Source organism: Arthrobacter zhaoxinii (assembly GCF_024385505.1).
In the GTDB taxonomy this organism is placed as follows: Bacteria; Actinomycetota; Actinomycetes; order Actinomycetales; family Micrococcaceae; genus Arthrobacter_B; species Arthrobacter_B zhaoxinii.
Map to the genome: position 1 here is coordinate 313,918 of NZ_JANFLT010000006.1, position 14,799 is coordinate 328,716.

The window sequence follows — 14,799 nt, forward strand, 5'->3', positions numbered from 1 at the left end:
GCGTGCCGTCCCTCCGGTTCCACACTGGAGGGGGATCCCGCCGTGCCACCCCCTGCAGGCAGGAGCGTCGAATGCGTGATCAATTTCCCGACGGCGTGCTGCCGGATGAGGATTTCCTGCACATGGTGCGGGATCTGCCGTCCGGTCCAACCGCCATCTACGAGGCCTGGATGGATCTGGCCCGGATTACCTCCTGGTGGGGCGCGGCGGGTTTTATTGTCCCGCCGGACCGCATCTCCGCCCATCAGCACGTCGGAGGGGACTACCAGGCGTGCATGGTCAATACCGCCACCGGCGACGAACTCTGGTGGGGCGGCGAATACCTGGTCCTCGATCCGCCGCACCGATTGGAAGTGACGCAGCAGTGGCAGCAGTCGGACGGTGCTCCTGCGGGCCCGAAGCGGGTGATCAGAATCGAGCTACACCCCATGGACGCCGGGGAAGGGGCCCCCGTCACCCGCATGACGTTCCGGGAGGGGCCCTTCGCTGCAGCAGACGGGGAAATAGAAGGATACGAAAGCGGGTGGAACGAGTCCTTCAACCGGCTGGCCGGGTATCTGGCCAGACAACGCGGACCGGAGTGACCCAACCGTCGGCCCAGGCGTGCCCCGGATGAAATAACCCGGGCCGTGCCGCGGTTGCTACTAGCGTGCCCGGGCAAAAAGGTCCGGAGCGCAAGCAACTGAAAGGCACGCTTCAATGACTGTTCCGCTCTCCATTCTCGATCTCGCCATCATCGATGAGGGCGAGACCGCACGTGATTCCTTTGCTTCTTCACTGGCGCTGGCACAGGAAGCGGAAAAGCTCGGCTATACCCGCATCTGGTACGCCGAACACCACAACATGCCCACCATCGCTTCCTCCGCAACCAGTGTGCTGATCGGCTACATTGCGGCGCACACCCAGAGCATCCGGCTCGGCGCCGGCGGAGTCATGCTGCCCAACCACGCTCCGCTGACCATTGCGGAGCAGTTCGGCACCCTTGAGACGCTGTTCCCGGGCCGCATCGACCTTGGCCTCGGCCGGGCGCCCGGCACGGACCAGAAGACGCTGCACGCGCTGCGCCGGGACCACATGTCCTCGGACAGCTTCCCCCAGGACGTCCAGGAGCTGCAGGGCTACCTGAGTGGCAATACCCTGATTCCGGGCATCAACGCGACGCCGGGTGCAGGCACCAACGTGCCGCTGTACATCCTCGGTTCCTCCCTCTTCGGCGCCAAGCTGGCCGCCGCCCTGGGCCTGCCGTACTCCTTTGCCTCGCACTTTGCCCCGCAGGCACTGCAGGACGCCGTCACCATCTACCGCCGCGACTTCAAGCCCTCGGCCCAGCTGGCCGAGCCGTACGTGATTGCCGGCGTGAACGTGATCGCCGCCGAGACCACCGAAGAAGCGCAGCAGATGTTTGCCGATTCGCAGCGCCGCCGCGTCACCCAGCTCTTCGGCCGGGACCGCACCTTCACCGACGAAGAAGCGGATGCCATCCTTCAGTCGCCGGGCGGACAGCAGGTCAAGCAGATGGGCCGCTACTCGGCCGTCGGCAACCCCGGGGAAGTTCGGGACTACCTCGACTGGTTCACCGGACACGCGCAGGCGGACGAACTGATCGTCGCCACCCAGACCGCCACGCTGGAATCGCGGCTCCGCTCGTTCCAGCTGCTCGCGGATACTGCGCTGCCCGCAGGCGTCTGATCCCGTCCGCGGGGACTGTTAACGCTGTGCTAGATATGAAGGATGAGCTCTAACTCCTACGTCATCTCCTGCTCCGTCGCTATGCGCTGGGGGGACATGGACGCTTACGGTCATGTCAACAATGTTGAGATTGTCCGCATCCTTGAGGAAGCACGCGTGCATGCCTTCGGCCCTCCCGGCGGAACGGGAGGGCCGGGACAGCAGCCTGCCGTCCCGCTGTTTACTGATGTTCCGCCCGGCACCCAGTCCCTCGTCGTCGAGCACCGCGTCCGGTACGTCGCCGAGCTGACGTACCGGAACATCCCTGCCGACGTCGACGTCTGGATCAGCGCGGTCAAGGGCGCCAGCCTCACCCTGGCCTACGTCATTCATGACCCGGTGACCGGTAAGGCCTGCGTGCGGGCCGAGACAACCCTTGCCTTCGTTGACGGCGCTACGGGTGTCCTGCAGCGCCTGACGACGGCCCAGCGGGACATGGCGGCAGCGCACACCGGGCCTCCGCTCTTCGGCTGACGGCAAGGCCGGTGGGCCCGGTGCCGGCCCGCGCCCCCTGTAACCGGCCGACGGCGGCCACTAGCATCTTCGGTAGCTACCGGAAGGTCCGTACCGGAAACCTAGGAGATGCACCGTGTGGCACAACCTCGGCATCACCCCGTCCGAAGCACTCTGGGTCGTCTTGAGCGCCCTGGGCATATATGCCGCCTTCTCCCTGCTGGTCCGCGGCTTCGGGCAACGTGCCCTGGCCAGCTGGTCCACCTTGGACCGGGCGATCGTGATTGCCCTGGGGTCCGTCCTGGGCCGTGTTGTCCTCGGCTACACGCCCACGCTAGCGGCCGGCGTTATCGCGCTGGCCACCATGTTCGGAATGCTGCGGGTTGAAGGCTACCTGCGCAGAAGCGGGTACGGGGCCTACCTCACCAGCCAGCCGATCCTCCTGATGGCAGGAGAAGAGGTTGTCCAGGAGGGGCTCCGGAAGGCCCACATCCTCGAGGAGGAGCTGTACTTCCAGCTGCGGCAGTCCGGCATCCGGAATCTGTCCGAAGTGGCCGTGGCGGTCCTGGAACCCACGGGAGAGGTCAGCATCCTGCGCCGGGGCCAGCTGATTGATCCCCTGCTGCTGAGCAGGGTGCCCAACCAGTCCCGCATTCCGCGGGAACTGCTGCAGCCGGAGTAGGGGCGGCCCGCCGGGCCGTGTCGCGGACGGGCCGCCTGGGCAGGTCTCCACCGCTCTCCGGGTACGCTTCTGCGTACCTGCCCTGAGACGGGCGCCACATCTGAGCAAAGGACAACGATGCCCCTTTCACTCGACAAGGTTGCCGAGAAGGCCCCTTCCCTCCTGAGCCTCGCGAAGAACGCCTCAGCTGCCGTGGATATGTCCGGGCTGAACGGCCAGACTGCCAAGGTTGCGCTTGTCCTGGACTTTTCCGGGTCCATGCACTCCCAGTATCGGTCCGGTGCCATGCAGCGGCTGGCGGAGAAGGTCCTGGCCCTGGCCACGCAGTTCGACGACGACGGCGCCATCGACTTTTTCGTCTTCGACAGCGGCGCAGCGCACCTGGGTGAAATCAGCCTCGATGATTTCAGCGACGGCGTCTCCCGCCTGATCGGTAAGCGGCGGATGGGTACCACTAACTACGCTGCGGCCTTCCTTGCCGTCCGTGACCACTTTGGGTTTCCGCCGGCACTGAAGACGTCGACGCGGAAGGGACTGTTCGGCGGACCGAAGAAGGTGGAGCCGGCAGCGGGCACGGTGCCCGCCGACCAGCCCGTCTACGCCCTCTTTCTGACGGACGGCGCTCCTGACAGCAAGCCGGCGGCCGTCAAGGCGCTGACCGAGGTCAGCACTACGCCGATCTTCTGGAAGTTCCTGTCCATCGGCCGCGAGGAGATGGACTTCCTGCAGAAGCTTGACGATCTTGAGGAACGCTTCATGGACAACGCGGACTACAAGGCCGTGGGTGACACTGACCAGCTGTCCGACACCGCCCTGTTCGAGGCCATGCTGGACGAGTATCCGGCCTGGATTGCCGAGGCCCGTACCAAGGGCCTGATCCGGTAAACCGGGGCCCGGGGGAGTGGATTAGGCGTCCGGGCAAACCTCGTGTAGGCTGAAACGCAGTTGTTGTGTTGCGCATTTTGTATTTCAAGTGGCGAAACCCAATTGGTCTAGCTGCTTTTTCTGTAGAAGCGGTAAAGGAACACCGCGACTGAAACCGCCCGAAAGTCGGGATGTGTTTCGAATGCAGAAGGAATTAAAAAAATGGCTACAGGTACCGTGAAATGGTTCAACTCCGAAAAGGGCTTCGGCTTCATTGAGCCCGACGACGGCAGCGCCGACGTCTTCGCTCACTACTCCGCGATCAACTCCAACGGCTACAAGTCGCTGGACGAGAACCAGAAGGTTAGCTTCGACACCGAGCAGGGCCCCAAGGGCCCGCAGGCCTCGAACATCCAGGCCCTCTAATTCATTAGAGACCTTGTAACGGCCATTTAGTGCCGATACTACATAGAGCAGGACGGGATCTCCCGTCCTGCTCTTGTGTTTAACCGGCAGGATGCAGCGCGCACCCGGTACTTCGTCTTCGTGACCGTGCGTGCCGGCCCCGGTTCGCCCGAGGTCCGGTTCGCTGTTACCGCATAGGCGCCCGGGGTTCGAGCCCCCTCCCGTGCAGGCGCCCGGGGGTTCGAGTCCCCTTCCCGTGCAGGCGCCCGGGTTAGGCGGCTTTAATATTCCTGCGAGCTCTGCGAGCGAGGAATTTCGTTGCCGCCGTTCCGGGCGCCGGAACGGGACCGGGGTAAGCGCGCCTCAGTCGTGGATCCGCACAGCTGCTTCGCGCAGGTACTGCTCCACCCGGCTGTACGCATCCTGCGTCAGGGCCTTCCACAGGTTCATGCTCAGTACCGGGTCCTTTTCGGCCAGCTCGTCGATGGAATCCGCTGTCAGCACCTTGACCTTCACTGGCCCCGACGCCTTGACGGTGGTTTCCTGGCGCTTGTCCTCGCCCATCGCCATTTCGCCGAACGTCATGCCCGGACCCAGGGTGGCGAGTTTGACCCTGCTGCCGTCCGGGCCGGGCATGGAGGTGGTGATGTGCCCGGACACGATGAAGAAGACACCACCGAACCGCTGGCCCACGCGCCGGACCACGTCGCCGTCGTCGTACGTGCGCTCCTCCATCATCTGCTGGAGCAGCTGTGCTTCTTCGGGGTCCAGGGGGCTGAGTGCGGGGGAATCCGCAGGGTCGATGGTGTCCGGCAGGACCAGCTCGGTGCCGTGGCCTTCCAGCATTCTGTTCTCGCACCACTCGATTGCCGCCGACCGCATGGTGAAGGACGCCGTCTCCCGGCCCAGCTCCTGCAGGGCCTCGGTGACCGACCCATCGATGTCCACCAGCGCCAGCTCACGCCCGCTTTGGCGGAGCATGTCCTCGGCCTCGGCAATCAGCCGGATGGCGACGTCGGACACCTCGTCGACGCTGCGCAGATCGGCGACTACGAGTTCGACGTCGTCGGGCAGGTCGGTCAATGCCCGCACCATGGATTCAGCGCCGGCGAAAAGCAGGTCGCCGTTGAGCTCGATGATCTGCGCGCGGTGGCCGTGCTCGGCGAGGATCTCCGCGGCCTCGTCCGTCCGGCGGATGCCGGAGGGGGTCGAGGTGATGTCGTAGATGGCGCGGATGGCGGAACGGCCGGTGCGTGCAGCCCGGACGAAGTGCAGCCCGAGATCGTGCGAAAGCCGCTGGCTGACCGCAACTCCGCGGACACTGTTGCCATGCCCGTCCAGTGGCGGGGAGTAGACGGCCAGGCCTACCTGGCCGGGCAGGACGGCGAGGATGCCGCCGGCCACTCCGGACTTGGCCGGCATGCCGACGCTGCTGATCCACGATCCAGCATCGTCGTACATGCCGCAGGTGGTCATCACCGACAGGACGCGTTCCACCGAAGCGAGGTCCAGGACCTCGTCGCCGGAGAGCGGGTGGCGGCCGCTGTTGGCCAGGGTCGCGGCCATCAGGGCGAGGTCCCGCGCGTTGACCATGACCGAGCACTGCCGGAAGTAGTCCTTGATGATGGGGGCCGGATCGGATTCGATGATGCCGAAGGAACGCAGCAGGTAGCCCAGGGCGGTGTTGCGGTGGCCGGACCGCAGCTCGGAGGTGTAGATGCGCTGGCTGACGTCGAGGTCGCGTCCGGCGAAGGCGGAGTAGGTATCCAGGATGCGCTTGAAGCGGGACCGGCCGCCGGATCCCTTCACCAGGGAGGTGGCGGTCAGGGCGCCGGCGTTGATCATGGCGTTGGCGGGCCGGCCGGTCCCTTCGGCCAGGGAGATTTCGTTGAAGGAATCGCCGGACGGTTCCACGTCCACCTTCTCGTCCACGGCCTCCATGCCCAGGTCGGCGAGGGCCAACGCATAGGTGAAGGGTTTGGAGATGGACTGGATGCTGAACTCCTCGCGCGTATCGCCCACCTCATAGACAAAGCCGTCAGCTGTGGCCAGTGCTATGCCGAAGCAGTCGGGGTTGACGTTGGCCATGGCCGGAATGGCGCTGTACGGTTTGCCGTCTTTCAAACCGGCTATCTCGGCGTGGATCCTGCGCAGGTAGTTCTCGATCGGGGAGTCCATACTTCAAGCCTAGGGGCTGGCGGAGGGGTGACTCTACACGAGGGTCGCGGTATACTTTTTCTTGTTGCAGTGTTGTGCAATTTGTACGTTCAAGCGGCGAAACCCAGATCTAGGGCCAGCCGCTTTTTCTGTATTTTGCACGGAAGGCACGGCAGCGTGAAACTCCCCGAAGGTCGGGGCAGGTTTCGTTCAGAAGGATGATTAAAAATGGCAACAGGTACCGTGAAATGGTTCAACGCTGAAAAGGGCTTCGGCTTCATCGAGCCCGATGATGGCAGCGCTGATGTTTTCGCCCACTACTCCGCTATCAACTCCAGTGGCTACCGGTCTCTCGAAGAGAACCAGAAGGTCACGTTCGACACCGAGCAGGGCCCCAAGGGTCCGCAGGCGGTAAACATCCAGGCTGTCTAATAAGACATTAGGTCCGTTTCACGGGCCGGCTTGAATCAGGGGCAGGACGGGATTAATTCCCGTCCTGCTTTTGTTTTGCCTGCTCATTTAAAGCGCTGTCTTCCGGACCGGAGCGGTGAAGAGCGTCTTCCAACAGCTCCAAATCAATGCGGGCATGCATGCGACCAAGATCACCCGCTTCAGCGGGCCGCCCGCCGATGATGGCGGACACCAGCTTCTCATGATCGAGCAGGGCACGCTGCTCCATTTGGCACATCCCTTCGGCATCTCCCCAGGGGTGCCGGGGCGCCGATATGCTGACCCGCGCCTCGAGATCCAGCAGCAGCGTGGAGAGCGTCAGGTTGTGCGCCGCGGCGCAGATGGCGAGGTGGAGCTGTTCGTCAGCCTGCTGCGACTCCAGTCCCGAGGCTGCGCGGCGGAAGGCCTCAAGGCTTTGTTCCAGCAGGGCTGAGTCGGATGCTGTGCGGTTCTCTGCGGCCGCCCGGCACACGGCACCCTGCAGGTGGGCTATGGCCTCGGAAGTGTCCTTCAATACTTCCCAGCGGCTACCTAATACCCGGTGGACCGCCGGACGGGAGGTGGAGACCGCGGAGGCCGGCAGCTCATTCACGAAAGACCCGCCGCCCCGGCCCCGCTGGGTCCGCAGCAGGCCCTGCCCGACTAGACGGCTAATTGCGGCACGGACGGTCATCCGTCCCACCTGCAACGACGCCGCCAGATCCCGTTCGGAGGGAAGCCTGGAACCCGGCAGATACTCACCAACCGCTATCGCCGTGACGAGGCGGTCTGCTATGTCGTCAACACGCGTCGAGGTTTCAAGCGGGGTGTCCAGGCCGCCGACGCTGCCGCTCATGGTCCTCCTCCTGATTCCGCCGCATCACTGTCCCCGGAAGCGGAGCGAATTCGGCACGCACGTAACAAACATTGTAATGACGTTATTGGTCTTGTTTCGATACCTTTCCTCGGCCATGATGGCTCTCGCCGGGATCGGCACGTGCCGTCTCGGTGAGTGCCCCGGCAGAAGTGGCCACCTCCCCTGAACGAAAGTGCAAAGCCATGAACCGATCCGCCGGCTCCGCAGAGCGGGACGCCCAGCAGGAGCTGGAATCCCTAGGCTATAAACAGGAACTACGACGTTCGGTCTCGACGGCCGATCTGCTGATTTACGGCTTGATCTTTATGCTGCCCATCGCACCCTGGGCCATCTTCGGTACGGTTTACAACGCCTCCGAGGGCATGGTGCCGCTGGTGTACCTCATCGGGCTGATCGCGATGATCTTCACCGCCCTGGCATATGGGCAAATGGCCAAGTCCATCCCGCTGGCCGGATCGGTGTTCTCGTACGTCGGGCGCGGCATCCACCCCAATGCAGGGTTTTTCGCCGGCTGGGCCATCCTGCTGGATTACCTGCTGGTACCCACGCTGCTCTACGTGTTCGCTGCCGAGTCCATGGTGGGTATTTTCCCGGGGACGCCGCGCTGGCTGTGGGCCCTCATCTTTGTAGCCATCAATACGGTCATCAATCTGTCCGGGGTCAGCTCGATCAAGATCATGAACCGTGTGTTCCTTGCCGTGGAGCTGGCCTTCATCGTGATCTTCGTTGTCATCGCCGTCACGGCATTGAACAACGGCACGGTTCCGGGCGCGGAACTGACCATGGAACCCCTTTGGGATCCGGAGAAGGTGTCCGGCCCGCTCATCGCTGCGGCGTTGTCCATCGCCGTCCTGAGTTTCCTCGGGTTCGACGGTATCTCCACCATGAGCGAGGAATCCACCGGCGGCCGCAGCTCCGCAGGCAAAGCCATGGTGGGCGCCCTGATCATTGTCGCTTCCTGCTTCATCCTGCAGACCTGGCTGGCCAGCGCCCTGGCAGGCGGCCGGGACTCCTTCAGCGACGACGAGGTGGGCAATGCCTTCTTCACCGTGGTGGAGGCAGCCTCCAGCAGCGGCTGGGCGACGGCTTTCTTCGCCGTCAACGTAGTGGCCGTCGGTATTGCCAACGCCATGGCGGCCCAGGCCGCCACTTCCCGCCTGCTTTACTCGATGAGCCGGGACCGGCAGCTGCCGGCCTTCCTCAACCGGATCAACGGACGCCGGGTGCCGCAAAACGCCATCCTGCTGGTGTCCGGCATCTCGGCCGTTCTGGTCCTGTTCTTTGTGGGCCAGATCGACCTCATTTCATCCCTGGTGAATTTCGGTGCGCTGTTCGGATTCATGCTGCTGCACCTCTCCGTTATCGGGCTTTACGTTGTGCGCCGGAAGTCCCGGAACTACCTCCTTCATCTGGCCGTTCCGATAACCGGATTCCTGATCATCGGCTACGTCCTGTTCAACGCCAACACGGAGGCGAAGGTGGGCGGCCTCGCGTGGCTTGCCATCGGAGCCTGCGTCTTCCTTTACTACCGCGCCACCGGGCGCAAGACCGAACTGTCCGCGGAGGACGCCGCCCCGGCTGACCTCGCAGACGAGCGAAAGGCATAGCACGATGGATCATTTTCTGGACAAGAGCTACGGCAGGTTCGGTTTCTCGGCGGACGAAACCCCGGCGTTGAAAATAGCCCCGGGGACGGGGGAGACCATCGGTTTCGAAACCAGTGACGAGGTCTACGCGCAGCTCCACGAGTTCCGCGACATGGACAAACTTACGGTGGGCATCAACCCGGTCACCGGTCCGGTCTATGTTGAAGGTGCCCAGCCGGGTGATGCCCTGGCAGTCACTATCCACGAGATCCGGCTCAAGGACCGCGGGTGGTCGGTCAGCCTTCCCGGATCCGGAGCGCTCCAGCATGTGATGGGCGAGGACATGTTCACCCGCCGCATCCCCATCGACGAAGCGGGCGTCCACGTCACGGACCGGCACACCTTCGCTCCGCAGCCGATGATCGGCTGCATCGGCACAGCTCCGGCTGCGGGCAGCAATTCGACAATCATGCCGTCCACGCCGCAGGGAGGAAACATGGATCTCATCCAATGCCGGCCGGGATCCACGGTCTACCTTCCGGTCATGGTGGAAGGCGCGTACCTGTCAATCGGCGACATTCACGCCATCATGGCCGAAGGTGAATCCTCTTTCGTCGCTATCGAGGCTGAAGGCACTGCGGTGGTCAGTGTGGACGTCGTGAAGGGCATGACCCTACGGGCGCCCCGCGTCGAGACAGCAGACGAATGGATCTTCGTCGGCCTTGGGGATCCCGTGCAGGAGAGCATCACCCGCGGGTACGAGGACATGTTCGATTTCCTGGTGACAGGCCACGGCTGGAACCGCGGGGACGCGTATGCGGTGATGAGCGCCGTCGGGCATTCACAGCTCGGAGGTCCCACCGGCTCCGCCGAACCGGACCCGCTGCACCCCTTCAACGCAGTGGGGGCCGTGACCGTTCACCGCCTGCCCAAGACGGTGCTCTAGAGCCACCCGAAGGTAACCCTGGGGTGGGGTGACATGCCGCACAATAGAGCGGTATCGTGCCCCACCCCAAGGTAAGGAACTAAGCATGGCTGCTGACACCCCTCCCAAGAGACCCCTGAACCACGCGGACGCAGTGGATGACGACGGCGGCAGCCCCGCCAAATGGAAGATCGTCGGCCCCGGGCTGGTGGTGGCCGCCACCGGCGTCGGCGCTGCGGACATGGTGGCAACATTGGTGGCCGGATCCCGCTACGGATACGCGCTGCTCTGGGCCGTGATCCTAGGCGTGGTCCTGAAGATCATCCTGGTGGAAGGAGCCGGCCGCTTCACCCTGGCCACCGGGCTGACCATTTTCGAAGGATGGCGTTCCCTCGGGAAATGGACCACCTGGTATTTCGGCCCCTACATCATGATCTGGGGCTTCATCTACGGGGCCACCGCCATGTCCTCCGCCGCCCTGCCGCTGGCCGCCGTCTTCCCGGTCCTCCCGCTGACGGCGTGGGCGGTCCTGATGGGCTTGGCCGGTTTTGTGATGGTCTGGTTCGGCAGGTATGCCACCTTCGAGAAAATCACCGCCGTGCTGGTTGGCCTGATGTTCGTCACAGTGGTGGGGCTGGCCGTGATTGCCGTGCCGAACATTCCGGCAATGTTCGCCGGCCTCATCCCCATGATCCCCGAGGGCGGAGTCTTCTACACGCTGGCACTGGCCGGCGGCGTCGGCGGCACCATCACCCTCGCCGCGTACGGGTACTGGCTGCGTGAAAAGGGCTGGTACACGCCCAAGTGGATGCGGGTCATGCGCATCGATAACTCCATGGCCTATGTCATGACCGGCATCTTCGTGGTGGCAATGCTCATTGTCGGCGCCGAAGTGGTCCGCGCGGCAGGAGTATCCATCTCCAGCGGCGATGCCGGGCTGCTGGATCTCTACGACGTGTTGAAAGCCGAATACGGCGACGTGGTCGGCACCGGGTTCCTGATCGGATTCTGGGCTGCATCGTTCTCCTCGATCATCGGGGTGTGGAACGGCGTCTCGTTGATGTTCGCCGACTTCTGGGGGAACATCCGCGGCAAGGAATCCGGCCATCCGGACACCCGCATCGGCGGCAAGTACTTCCGCTTCTACGTCCTCTGGCTGACCTTCCCTCCGATGATCCTCTTCCAGCTGGGACAGCCCATCGGCCTCATCCTCGCCTACGGCGTACTGGGGTCGCTGTTTATGCCTTTCCTCGCGGTCACCCTGCTTGGGCTCCTCAACGGCCGCCGCATTCCCAAGCAATGGGCTAACAAGCTCCATACCAACCTTGCCCTCGGTTTCACCGCACTGCTGTTCATTGCACTCGGCATCCAGCAGTTGTGGGACAACATCGCCAAGGTGCTCTAGCGGTACGGAATAACCCGGCGCACCTCCCGCCGACAAGCCCGCCGCCAGCCGTTGGCGGCGGGCTAGTTTAGCGCAGCAGACGACCTTCCACGAGGGGTAAAACAGAGTCAAAGAAAAGTGCTTACGGGCCATCTACGCAGCGATTCCGCTCAGCTACGCTAATGGTGGCGAGAGAAGGTTGCAGGATGGAAACCAGCGCAACGGGTGGCCAGGACAGGCTCATTGCAGGCCGATACCGACTCATCGAACCAATTGGACGCGGCGGCATGGCCACCGTCTACCGGGGACAGGATGAAGCGCTCGGCCGCGACATTGCGGTGAAGGTCTTCCGAGCCAGTGCCGTGGCTCCGGATGACATCGGGCGGCAGGAAAACGAGATGCGCCTCCTCGCATCGCTGTCACATCCGGGCCTGGTCACCTTGTTCGACGCGGGCAAGGATGACGCAGCTCCAGGGGACAGCGACGGAGACGGCGGCGCACGGACCTATCTGGTGATGGAACTGGTGGACGGCCCGGATCTGCGCAAGCGCCTGCGCGGGGGCGGGGTGCTGCCTACGGACGTCCCCTTCATCGGTGCCGAACTGGCGGCGGCCCTCGCGTACATCCACGACAGGGGAGTGGTCCACCGGGACATCAAGCCGGCAAACATTCTGCTGCCGCCGATGGCTGCGGGGACGTCGCCGCGGGCCAAGCTGACGGATTTCGGCATTGCCCGGATCCTGGACGGCGCCCGGATCACTGCCGCCGGTGCCACCCTGGGCACCGCCAATTACCTCAGCCCGGAGCAGGCAGCCGGTCTTGGGGCGGAGGCAGCAAGCGACATCTACTCACTCGGGTTGGTGCTGCTCGAATCCGTGACAGGCAGGGTTGAGTTCAACGGCAGCGCAATCGAGGCAGCCGTCGCCCGGCTCAGCCGGGACCCCGAGATCCCTGCCTCCCTGGAGCACCACTGGAGCGGACTGCTCGCGGCCATGACCAGCCGGGATCCCGACGTCAGGCCGACGGCCGCTGAAGTCTCCGCGACCCTGCTGGACTACCGCTGGGCCGAAGGGACTACGCAGCCTGGACTGGTCCCGCAGCTGTCGGCCTCAGGTCCGGGCGGTCCCACCGACCAGGGAGGGACGGCCGAGCAGCCCGGCCCTGCCGAACCGGCCTGGGATGCCTGGAACGGACCGGCAACGGCCGAAGCGGACGGGGCCCCGGCGCGGATCGACGGCGTTGCAGGGGAGGCCGGAGCCGGCCCCGCTAAAGGCACCGGGCCGGCAACCGGTGACGGCCAGGTCCTGGGGTGGCACCCCTCTGCTCCGCTGCCCTCGGTTTCCCCGCCGACGGACCTGCCTGCTCTATCCGGGCCGCTCACGCCACCGCCGACCGTCCCGCCAACAGTGGGGACAACGGCGGCGCCGGGGCCGACGCCGCGGGTGCAGGTGCTCGCCGGGCCGAGACAGTCCGCTGCCGGGCGCGCCCTGCTGGCCGTGCTGGTGATGGCCGTGCTGACAGCGGCGGTGGTCCTGATGCTGGGACGCGTGGGGGCCTTGCCGGATGGAGGGGTTATTCCGGGGGAGAACGAGCAGAACCTGGAACGGCTGCAGGACAACGTTGGCCCGTAGCGGCATCCCCGGCGCGGGATACTGGAGTCATGAGTACCCCACCGCCCGTCCCGTCCGCTGCTGTCACCGATGAGGGCCGGTGCCCCTGCCTCAGCGGGGAAACCTACGGGAACTGCTGCGGACGGTTCCACTCCGGAACTGCTGCCGCCCCCACTGCGGAGGCATTGATGCGCTCGCGGTACAGCGCCTTCGCCACCGGCAACGTGCCCTATCTGTTGGCTACCTGGCACCCGGACCACCGCCCCGCAACCCTCGAACTGGATCCGGGGATCGAATGGCGCCGGCTGGATATCCTCTCCACCTCGGGCGGCGGCCCGCTGGACACCACCGGCACCGTGGAGTTCTGTGCCCACTACCGGCAGGACGGGCAGCGCGGCACGCAACAGGAACTAAGCAGTTTTATCCGCAAACAGGGCCAATGGCTCTACGTGGACGGACGATAGGCCGCCGCTTCTTCCGGACCGGCACGGGTGGCACCTAGGCTGGAAAGCATCCGACGGCGGCCCCGCAACAGGCCCGCTCAGGGAAGCTCCCGAAACGCAGGCGCATCAGAGGTCCTGCACGTAAGTCGGATGAGCAGGCGAGGACACTATGAAAGCACTCGTTTACGAAGGCCCCGGCCAGAAGTCGTGGAAGGACGTTCCCGACCCTCAGATCCAGGACCCGCGCGATGCCATCGTCAAGATAGACACCACCACCATCTGCGGCACTGATCTGCATATCCTCAAGGGCGACGTTCCGGCAGTCACGCCGGGCCGGATCCTTGGCCATGAGGGTGTCGGCACCGTGACGGAGACGGGGTCCGGGGTGAACGCCTTCAAAACCGGAGACAAGGTCATCCTGTCCTGCGTCTCGGCGGACGGCTCCTGCAGCTTCTGCAAGGACGGGCTCTATTCGCACTGCACCGGAGAGGAAGGACAGTCCGGGATCGGTTGGATCTTCGGACACCTGATCGACGGGACGCAGGCCGAGTACGTCCGCGTGCCGTACGCGGACACTTCCATGTACCGGCTGCCCGAAAACGTCTCCCAGGAGCACGGTGTCCTGCTCAGCGATATCTTCCCCACCGGCTTTGAGATGGGTGTGCAGTACGGGCAGGTTCAGCCGGGCGACGTCGTCGCAGTGATCGGTGCAGGTCCCGTGGGGCTGGCCGTCATTGCGACCTCGGGATTGTACGGTGCGGCGAAAATCATTGCCGTGGACCTGGACGCCAACCGGGTGGAGCAGGCCCGGAAATTCGGTGCCACCCACGGAGTGAACTCCGGGGATGCGAACTGGCGGGAACAGATCATGGACCTGACCGACGGCTGGGGCGTGGACGTGGCCGTGGAGGCCGTGGGCATTCCTGCCACGTTCGAGATGTGCACCAACATTGTTCGGCCCGGCGGCAACGTGGCCAACGTGGGGGTACACGGGACGCCTGTCAGCCTGGAGTTGGACCGGCTGTGGATCGAGAACATCAACATCAGCATGGGCTTGGTGAATACCAACACCCTCTCCATGCTCCTGAAGCTGATTGCCGAGGGAAAGCTGCCGGCCGAGGAGTTCATCAGCCACCGCTATGCGCTGGGCGACATCCTAACGGCGTACGACACCTTCTCCCGGGCCGCGGAAACCAACGCGCTGAAGGTGATCCTGCAGGCCTGAACGGGTCTTCAGCGGGCAGGAGGGCGGCGGC

At 64.5% G+C, this 14,799-nt stretch carries 15 protein-coding genes; 13 read left to right on the top strand and 2 right to left on the bottom strand.

The genetic code is table 11. The features are described from left to right. Positions 1 to 71 precede the first annotated feature (71 nt). The 6 genes from NNX37_RS12870 to NNX37_RS12895 all read left to right on the top strand — a co-directional run bounded on the left by NNX37_RS12870 (position 72) and on the right by NNX37_RS12895 (position 4,153). Positions 72 to 584, top strand: coding sequence for an SRPBCC family protein (locus NNX37_RS12870; protein ID WP_255793144.1), 513 nt, complete (start codon positions 72 to 74; stop codon positions 582 to 584). 115 nt (positions 585 to 699) lie between these two features. Continuing rightward, on the top strand, positions 700 to 1,689 hold the full coding sequence (locus tag NNX37_RS12875) for an LLM class flavin-dependent oxidoreductase (protein ID WP_255793145.1): 990 nt from the start codon (positions 700 to 702) through the stop codon (positions 1,687 to 1,689). Positions 1,690 to 1,731: 42 nt separating this feature from the next. Continuing rightward, complete coding sequence (locus NNX37_RS12880) at positions 1,732 to 2,202, top strand: acyl-CoA thioesterase (protein ID WP_255793146.1); 471 nt, start codon at positions 1,732 to 1,734, stop codon at positions 2,200 to 2,202. Between the two features lie 115 nt (positions 2,203 to 2,317). Next, positions 2,318 to 2,863 (top strand): DUF421 domain-containing protein, encoded by a 546-nt coding sequence (locus tag NNX37_RS16555; RefSeq protein ID WP_255793147.1) that lies wholly within the window; start codon positions 2,318 to 2,320, stop codon positions 2,861 to 2,863. Between the two features lie 117 nt (positions 2,864 to 2,980). Continuing rightward, positions 2,981 to 3,748 carry a VWA domain-containing protein gene (locus NNX37_RS12890; RefSeq protein WP_255793148.1) on the top strand — a complete coding sequence of 256 codons (768 nt, stop codon included), beginning with the start codon at positions 2,981 to 2,983 and terminating at the stop codon, positions 3,746 to 3,748. A 201-nt stretch (positions 3,749 to 3,949) separates the two neighbouring features. Next, positions 3,950 to 4,153, top strand: a complete 204-nt coding sequence (locus NNX37_RS12895) for a cold-shock protein (RefSeq protein ID WP_146362594.1) — start codon at positions 3,950 to 3,952, stop codon at positions 4,151 to 4,153. Between the two features lie 342 nt (positions 4,154 to 4,495). Here NNX37_RS12895 and glsA read toward each other — a convergent pair whose 3' ends face one another. After that, entirely contained in the window at positions 4,496 to 6,310 is a 1,815-nt protein-coding gene (glsA, locus tag NNX37_RS12900; RefSeq protein ID WP_255793149.1) for a glutaminase A, read from the bottom strand. Between the two features lie 207 nt (positions 6,311 to 6,517). Between glsA and NNX37_RS12905 the strand changes: the two genes are divergently transcribed. Then, entirely contained in the window at positions 6,518 to 6,721 is a 204-nt protein-coding gene (locus tag NNX37_RS12905) for a cold-shock protein (RefSeq protein ID WP_146362590.1), read from the top strand. A gap of 52 nt (positions 6,722 to 6,773) precedes the next feature. Here the strand turns inward: NNX37_RS12905 and NNX37_RS12910 are convergent, their stop codons facing one another. Further along, a complete protein-coding gene (locus tag NNX37_RS12910; RefSeq protein WP_255793150.1) occupies positions 6,774 to 7,574 on the bottom strand; it encodes a FadR/GntR family transcriptional regulator in 801 nt (266 codons plus the stop codon). A 203-nt stretch (positions 7,575 to 7,777) separates the two neighbouring features. On the opposite strand from NNX37_RS12910, the gene NNX37_RS12915 reads away from it, so the two are divergent. The 6 genes from NNX37_RS12915 to NNX37_RS12940 all read left to right on the top strand — a co-directional run bounded on the left by NNX37_RS12915 (position 7,778) and on the right by NNX37_RS12940 (position 14,768). After that, positions 7,778 to 9,202 (top strand): APC family permease, encoded by a 1,425-nt coding sequence (locus tag NNX37_RS12915; RefSeq protein WP_255793151.1) that lies wholly within the window; start codon positions 7,778 to 7,780, stop codon positions 9,200 to 9,202. A 4-nt stretch (positions 9,203 to 9,206) separates the two neighbouring features. After that, positions 9,207 to 10,127 (top strand): acetamidase/formamidase family protein, encoded by a 921-nt coding sequence (locus NNX37_RS12920; RefSeq protein WP_255793152.1) that lies wholly within the window; start codon positions 9,207 to 9,209, stop codon positions 10,125 to 10,127. An 85-nt stretch (positions 10,128 to 10,212) separates the two neighbouring features. Beyond that, entirely contained in the window at positions 10,213 to 11,511 is a 1,299-nt protein-coding gene (locus NNX37_RS12925) for an Nramp family divalent metal transporter (protein WP_255793153.1), read from the top strand. Positions 11,512 to 11,696: 185 nt separating this feature from the next. Continuing rightward, the gene (locus tag NNX37_RS12930) at positions 11,697 to 13,121 is read left to right on the top strand and encodes a serine/threonine-protein kinase (protein ID WP_255793154.1); all 1,425 of its coding nucleotides are present in this window, start codon (positions 11,697 to 11,699) and stop codon (positions 13,119 to 13,121) included. A gap of 29 nt (positions 13,122 to 13,150) precedes the next feature. Beyond that, positions 13,151 to 13,564 carry a YchJ family protein gene (locus NNX37_RS12935; protein ID WP_255793155.1) on the top strand — a complete coding sequence of 138 codons (414 nt, stop codon included), beginning with the start codon at positions 13,151 to 13,153 and terminating at the stop codon, positions 13,562 to 13,564. Positions 13,565 to 13,712: 148 nt separating this feature from the next. Then, on the top strand, positions 13,713 to 14,768 hold the full coding sequence (locus NNX37_RS12940; protein ID WP_255793156.1) for a zinc-dependent alcohol dehydrogenase family protein: 1,056 nt from the start codon (positions 13,713 to 13,715) through the stop codon (positions 14,766 to 14,768). Positions 14,769 to 14,799 lie beyond the last annotated feature (31 nt).

Bases quoted from the DNA above. Each gene is read 5' to 3' on its own strand.
- NNX37_RS12920 (WP_255793152.1), top strand. From the start codon at position 9,207: ATGGATCATTTTCTGGACAAGAGCTACGGCAGGTTCGGTTTCTCGGCG.
- NNX37_RS12905 (WP_146362590.1), top strand. From the start codon at position 6,518: ATGGCAACAGGTACCGTGAAATGGTTCAACGCTGAAAAGGGCTTCGGC.
- NNX37_RS12910 (WP_255793150.1), bottom strand. From the start codon at position 7,574: ATGAGCGGCAGCGTCGGCGGCCTGGACACCCCGCTTGAAACCTCGACG.
- NNX37_RS12935 (WP_255793155.1), top strand. From the start codon at position 13,151: ATGAGTACCCCACCGCCCGTCCCGTCCGCTGCTGTCACCGATGAGGGC.
- NNX37_RS12870 (WP_255793144.1), top strand. From the start codon at position 72: ATGCGTGATCAATTTCCCGACGGCGTGCTGCCGGATGAGGATTTCCTG.
- NNX37_RS12940 (WP_255793156.1), top strand. From the start codon at position 13,713: ATGAAAGCACTCGTTTACGAAGGCCCCGGCCAGAAGTCGTGGAAGGAC.
- NNX37_RS12875 (WP_255793145.1), top strand. From the start codon at position 700: ATGACTGTTCCGCTCTCCATTCTCGATCTCGCCATCATCGATGAGGGC.
- NNX37_RS12915 (WP_255793151.1), top strand. From the start codon at position 7,778: ATGAACCGATCCGCCGGCTCCGCAGAGCGGGACGCCCAGCAGGAGCTG.
- glsA (WP_255793149.1), bottom strand. From the start codon at position 6,310: ATGGACTCCCCGATCGAGAACTACCTGCGCAGGATCCACGCCGAGATA.
- NNX37_RS12890 (WP_255793148.1), top strand. From the start codon at position 2,981: ATGCCCCTTTCACTCGACAAGGTTGCCGAGAAGGCCCCTTCCCTCCTG.
- NNX37_RS12925 (WP_255793153.1), top strand. From the start codon at position 10,213: ATGGCTGCTGACACCCCTCCCAAGAGACCCCTGAACCACGCGGACGCA.
- NNX37_RS12895 (WP_146362594.1), top strand. From the start codon at position 3,950: ATGGCTACAGGTACCGTGAAATGGTTCAACTCCGAAAAGGGCTTCGGC.
- NNX37_RS12880 (WP_255793146.1), top strand. From the start codon at position 1,732: ATGAGCTCTAACTCCTACGTCATCTCCTGCTCCGTCGCTATGCGCTGG.
- NNX37_RS12930 (WP_255793154.1), top strand. From the start codon at position 11,697: ATGGAAACCAGCGCAACGGGTGGCCAGGACAGGCTCATTGCAGGCCGA.